Annotated in this window: 6 protein-coding genes; 1 reads left to right on the top strand and 5 read right to left on the bottom strand. The window is 73.5% G+C overall.

All coding sequences use genetic code 11. The annotated features are described in order from the left end of the window. On the bottom strand, window positions 1–628 hold a 628-nt coding region (locus tag GKQ77_RS26995), incomplete at its 3' end, for a DUF3000 domain-containing protein (protein ID WP_219691540.1). 85 nt (window positions 629–713) lie between these two features. Between GKQ77_RS26995 and hemE the strand changes: the two genes are divergently transcribed. After that, complete coding sequence (gene hemE / locus GKQ77_RS26990; RefSeq protein WP_219691539.1) at window positions 714–1,787, top strand: uroporphyrinogen decarboxylase; 1,074 nt, start codon at window positions 714–716, stop codon at window positions 1,785–1,787. Window positions 1,788–1,855: 68 nt separating this feature from the next. Here hemE and GKQ77_RS26985 read toward each other — a convergent pair whose 3' ends face one another. The 4 genes from GKQ77_RS26985 to GKQ77_RS26970 all read right to left on the bottom strand — a co-directional run bounded on the left by GKQ77_RS26985 (window position 1,856) and on the right by GKQ77_RS26970 (window position 5,232). Then, entirely contained in the window at window positions 1,856–2,521 is a 666-nt protein-coding gene (locus GKQ77_RS26985) for a spherulation-specific family 4 protein (protein WP_219691538.1), read from the bottom strand. Next, window positions 2,518–3,444, bottom strand: coding sequence for an NAD-dependent epimerase/dehydratase family protein (locus GKQ77_RS26980; RefSeq protein ID WP_219691537.1), 927 nt, complete (start codon window positions 3,442–3,444; stop codon window positions 2,518–2,520). Before GKQ77_RS26980 ends, GKQ77_RS26985 begins: the two co-directional genes overlap by 4 nt. Before the next feature lie 7 nt (window positions 3,445–3,451). Next, the gene (locus GKQ77_RS26975; RefSeq protein ID WP_219691536.1) at window positions 3,452–4,165 is read right to left on the bottom strand and encodes a nucleotidyltransferase family protein; all 714 of its coding nucleotides are present in this window, start codon (window positions 4,163–4,165) and stop codon (window positions 3,452–3,454) included. 65 nt (window positions 4,166–4,230) lie between these two features. Beyond that, on the bottom strand, window positions 4,231–5,232 hold the full coding sequence (locus GKQ77_RS26970) for an SDR family NAD(P)-dependent oxidoreductase (protein ID WP_219691535.1): 1,002 nt from the start codon (window positions 5,230–5,232) through the stop codon (window positions 4,231–4,233). Window positions 5,233–5,310 lie beyond the last annotated feature (78 nt).

The raw sequence follows: 5,310 nt of genomic DNA, 5'->3' as shown, positions 1-5,310 counted from the left end.
CCACCGACCCGTCCCCCGAGCCGGGCCCCACCGGCGGCAGCCCCGCGACCTGGCAGAGCAGCTCGCACCACGCCGCCAGATGCGCCCCCGTGTCCGGCACCCCGCCGCCCCCCTCGCGAGGGGTCCAGGACGCCCGGATCTCGATCTGCGAGGCGGGCGGACGCTCCGAAAGCCCCCCGAAGTAGTACGACCCCGCGCGGGTCACCGTGCCGCTCGCCTCCCCGACCGAGAGCCCGCGCGAGCGCAGCGCCCCGGTCAGCCACGACCAGCAGACCTCCGGCAGCAGCGGATCCGCCGCCATCTCCGGCTCCAGCTCCGCCCGCACCAGCGTCACGAGCCGGAACGTGCCCTGCCAGGCGTCGTGCCCCGCCGGATCGTGGAGCAGCACGAGCCGCCCGTCCGCGAGGTCCTCCTCGCCGTCCACGACCGCCGCCTCCAGCGCGTACGCGTACGGCGCGAGCCGCTGCGGCGGCCGCGTCGGATCGATCTCGATCTCCGGCCGCAGCCGTGCCTCCCGCAGCGCCTCGACCGCCGCGCGGAAGGCCGGCGGAGCCGCGTCCGCCACTTTCCCCTCCGAACCGTCCATCTCTCCAGCGCCGTCCGACCGTTGTCCCTGAGCCGCAGCCATGCGGGGAAGGTTAAGGGGAACGGCGCCTCCGCGCAGGGAGAGACACCCGTGAGGGGGTCCCCGGTCAACGTGCGAGACTTTCCGCGTGAGTGCCAACAACAGCCAGAGCCCCACGGGCCGGCAGAACGCAGCGACGTACGACTCCCCCTTCATGAAGGCGTGCAGGCGCGAGGCCGTGCCGCACACGCCGGTCTGGTTCATGCGGCAGGCGGGGCGCTCACTGCCCGAGTACCGCAAGGTCCGCGAGGGCACCGCCATGCTGGAGTCCTGCATGCGGCCCGACCTCGTCACCGAGATCACGCTGCAGCCGGTGCGCCGCCACCACGTGGACGCGGCGATCTACTTCAGCGACATCGTCGTACCGCTGAAGGCGATCGGCGTCGACCTCGACATCAAGCCCGGCATCGGCCCTGTCGTCGAGAACCCCATCCGCTCGCGCGCCGACCTCGCGCAGCTGCGCGACCTCACCCCGGACGACGTCCACTACGTCACCGAGGCGATCGGGATGCTGACGGGTGAGCTGGGCGCCACCCCGCTCATCGGGTTCGCCGGAGCGCCTTTCACCCTCGCGAGCTACCTCGTCGAGGGCGGCCCGAGCCGCAACCACGAGCACACCAAGGCGCTGATGTACGGCGACCCGCAGCTCTGGGCCGACCTGCTCGACCGGCTCGCGGAGATCACCAGCGCCTTCCTGAAGGTGCAGATCGAGGCGGGCGCCAGCGCCGTACAGCTCTTCGACTCATGGGTGGGCGCGCTGTCGCCCGCCGACTACCGCCGCTCGGTGATGCCCGCGTCGGCGAAGGTCTTCGACGCGGTCGCCTCGTACGACGTGCCCCGCATCCACTTCGGCGTCGGCACGGGCGAGCTGCTCGGGCTGATGGGCGAGGCGGGCGCCGATGTCGTGGGCGCCGACTGGCGGGTGCCGATGGACGAGGCCGCGCGCCGCGTCGGCCCCGGCAAGGCGCTCCAGGGCAACCTCGACCCGGCCGTCCTCTTCTCCACGCGCGAGGCCGTCGAGGCCAAGACGGACGAGGTGCTCGCCGCGGCGAGCGGCCTGGAGGGCCACATCTTCAACCTCGGCCACGGCGTCCTGCCGACCACCGACCCCGAGGCGCTGACCCGGCTCGTGGAGTACGTCCACACGCGCACGGCTGTCTGAAGACAACCGCCTGAAGAATGTCCGAAAAAGGTCGGCCCGTCCACGCGCGGGCCGACCCGGCCGGTACGTCACGGAACGCCCCCGGCGTCCGACAGGTGCGGCGGCCGCGTCCACGGATTGGGCCCCGCCCCCGGCACCGCGCAGTGCACCCCCGCGCCGCGCAGCACGGCGGTGCGCCCCGCGAGCCCGGCCAGCGCGGGCGGCACGCCGTACACGAGATGGCAGAAGTGCTCGGGGGAGTGCCGGGCCGTCCAGGGCGGGGCGGTGAACGCGCGCAGATACGTCGACCAGTGCCCCTCGAACGTGACGAGCAGGTCGGCGAGGCGGGCGTACCCGGGCGCGGGATGCACGCCCGGGTTGAGCACCACCGTCCGCGCGCCCCGCTCCCGCGCCGCGCGGACCAGGCGCCGGCAGTGCCGCAGCTCGCGGCGGCCGGGGGAGACCTGGTCGAGGAAGCAGCCGTCCACGTCGTACCAGGACCGGTGCCGGTCCACGTCGTCGGCGACCGCCTCCGGTGACCGCCGCCCGTAGGCCGTGTCGACGTACCCGAGGACCCGCGCCCCCGCCTCCCGCAGCGCTCGCGCCGCGTCGGCGAAGGCCGGGTCCGGGGCCGCGCCCGGGCCGTCGGCGGCGTTGAGGACGACGCCGTACAGCCGGGGCGCGGCCGCCACGAGCGCCCGCCAGGCCGCGGGGTCCGCGGCCGGGTGGACGTAGAGCGGGACGAGCAGGGTCATCGGGGTTCCCCGGTGACCGGCGCGAGGTGCGGCGCGCCGTCCGCGGCCCAGAGCGCGGCAAGGGACTCGCGCAGGGTGAACCGAGGCTGCCAGCCCAGCTCCCACTCCGCCGCGGTGACGTCGGAGCACTGCCAGGGCACCGCCGTCGAACGGCCCACCGCGCCGAGCGTCTCCTCCACGTCCCCGGTGAAGCCCGCGGCGGCGGCCAGGCCGTGGGCCAGGTCGCGCACCGGGGCGGCCCGGCCGCTGCCGATGTTCAGCAGCCGGGGCAGCCGCCCGGGCAGGGCGAGCGCGAGCGCCACGGCCTGCGCCACATCGCGTACGTCGACGAAGTCCCGGTGCGCCGAGAGGTCGCCGACGCGTACCGCGCCGTGCGGGGTCCGCACGAGCGCGCGGCTCAGCTCGGCGGTGAGGCGGCCGGGGAGACCGGCCGGGGGAGCGCCGGGGCCCACCGGGTTGGTGACCCGCAGCACCAGGGCGTCGAGCCGCGTCTCCAGGACGGCGAGGGTGCCGGCCAGCTTGGTGGCGCCGTACGGCGTGACGGGGCGTGCGGGGGCGTCCTCGGCGGTCCGCTCGCCGACCGCGCCCGGCCCGTACTCGGCGGCCGAGCCGATGTGCACCAGGCGCGCGGTGGGCACCGAGGCCCGCATCGCCTCACAGAGGGCCGCCGGGCCACGGGAGTTGACCTCGGCGAGGGTGAGCGTGCTGCCGACGACCGCGCCCGCGCAGTTGACCACGGCGTCCGGGGCGGCCCGGCCGAGCTGTTCGGCAAGCGCCTCGGGGGTGCTGGTGGCCAGGTCGATCCGGTGGTCGTCGACGGGGGCGCGGCCGCCGCGGAGCAGCCGCACTCCGGGCAGGGCGCGCAGCCGTTCGGCGATGTGCCCGCCCAGATATCCGGTGGAGCCAAGGACGAGTATGCGCACGGTCTGGTCACACTCCCTTGAGGAGGAGGGAGCGGTGGGTGGTGAACTCCGCGTTGGCCCGGTCGTAGTCGTCGGGGCGGCCGATGTCGAGCCAGTAGCCGTCGAATTCGTAGGCGTGCGGCGGGGTTTCGGACTTCAGTAGGTCGAGGACGAGTTCGTCGAAGCCGAGCGGGAGCCCCGGGGTGTAGGGGGCGAGCGTGTCGCGCGAGACGCCGTACACGCCCATGGAGACGCGGTAGTCGATGCTCGGCTTCTCCGTGAAGGCGACCACGCGCTCCGATTCGGTGGTGAGCACGCCGAAGTCGATGCGCACCTCGCGGGCGTACGTCGCGATGGTCAGCGGCGCTCCCGAGGCGCGGTGGTTGTTCAGTACGTCCGCGTAGTCGAGGTCGGTGAGGATGTCGCCGTTCATCACGAGGAAGTGCTCGGGCAGCCGGTCCATCATGGTCAGGAGCGGGCCCATGGTGCCGAGCGGGCTGTCCTCGGTGGAGTAGCCGACGCGCAGGCCCCACCGGGAGCCGTTGCCGACGTAGGCGCGGATGATGTGGCCGAGGTGGCCGATGGCGATGGTGCAGCTGGAGAATCCGGCGGACGCCAGCTGGCGCAGCACGATCTCCAGGATGGCGTGCTGGTCGCCGATGGGGACGAGCGGCTTGGGCAGCGCGGTGGTGTACGGCCGGAGCCGGACGCCCTTGCCGCCGGCGAGGATGACAGCGTGCATGGTCGTTCTCCCTTGCGCAGTGGGTGAGTTGAGCCGTGGTGAGGCGGTGCCGGTCGCGCCGGGCGTCAGATGTTGTAGATGTCGGTCTTGTAGCGGGCCAGGTTGGCCGGGTCGCGGAAGAACTCGACGGTGCGGGCCAGGCCCTGCTCCAGGTCGTGGGCGGGGGCCCAGCCGGTCGCCGCCCGCAGCCGCGTCGCGTCGGCGACCAGGCGCATCACCTCGGAGGCGGCGGGGCGGATGCGCTGTTCGTCCTCGCGCACGTCGAGGTCGGCGGACATCACCTTGCCGATGAGCCGCACCAGGTCGCCCACGGAGATCTCGCCGCCGGTGCCCGCGTTGAACGTGCGGCCCACGACGGATTCGGCGGGGGCGGTGCCGACGGCGAGGAAGGCCTGCGCGGTGTCGGCGACGTAGGTGAAGTCGCGAGTGGGGCGCAGGTCGCCGAGCGTGATCTCCCGCGAGCCGGAGGCGACTTGGCCGATGACGGTCGGGATGACGGCCCGCATCGACTGGCGCGGTCCGAAGGTGTTGAAAGGGCGCAGGGTGACCACGGGCGTCCGGAAGCTGGCGTGGTAGCTGTCGGCGAGCCGGTCGCCGCCCGCCTTCGAAGCGGCGTACGGGGACTGGGTGTTGATGGGGTGGTCCTCGGCGATCGGCACCGTCTGCGCGGTGCCGTACGTCTCGCTGGTGGAGGTGTGCACCAGGCGGGGGATCTCCAAGTGGCGTACGGCTTCGAGGACGTTGAGGGTGCCGGTGACGTTGGTGTCCACATAGCTGTGGGGTGCTTGGTAGGAGTACGGGATCGCGATCAGGGCGGCCAGGTGGTAGACGGTGTCGGCGCCGGCGACGAGGGCGTTGACCGAGCCGGGGTCGCGGACGTCGCCCAGGACGATCTCGACCTCGGCGAGCACGTCGGGTGCCAGGGTCTCCAGCCAGCCGTAGGAGGAGAAGGAGTTGTACTGCGCCATCGCGCGGACCCGGTGGCCGGAGGCGACCAGGGCCTCGGTGAGGTGCGAGCCGATGAAGCCCTCCGCTCCGGTGACGGCGACGAGAGGTGCGGATGCCATGGGGACTCCTGGTGACGGGGACGGTGTCGGTGTGCGGCGGTGCCGTGCGGTGTCTTGCTGTGTGGGGGAGGTGGGGCG

This window comes from Streptomyces anatolicus, from assembly GCF_019400875.1.
Classification (GTDB): domain Bacteria; phylum Actinomycetota; class Actinomycetes; order Streptomycetales; family Streptomycetaceae; genus Streptomyces; species Streptomyces anatolicus.
The sequence above is the reverse complement of the archived record's forward strand: the minus strand, read 5'-3'. Positions and strand labels throughout refer to the sequence as shown.

Excerpts from the sequence above, each read along its gene's own strand:
- GKQ77_RS26985 (WP_219691538.1), bottom strand. The coding sequence starts at position 2,521 with ATGACCCTGCTCGTCCCGCTCTACGTCCACCCGGCCGCGGACCCCGCG.
- GKQ77_RS26975 (WP_219691536.1), bottom strand. The coding sequence starts at position 4,165 with ATGCACGCTGTCATCCTCGCCGGCGGCAAGGGCGTCCGGCTCCGGCCG.
- GKQ77_RS26970 (WP_219691535.1), bottom strand. The coding sequence starts at position 5,232 with ATGGCATCCGCACCTCTCGTCGCCGTCACCGGAGCGGAGGGCTTCATC.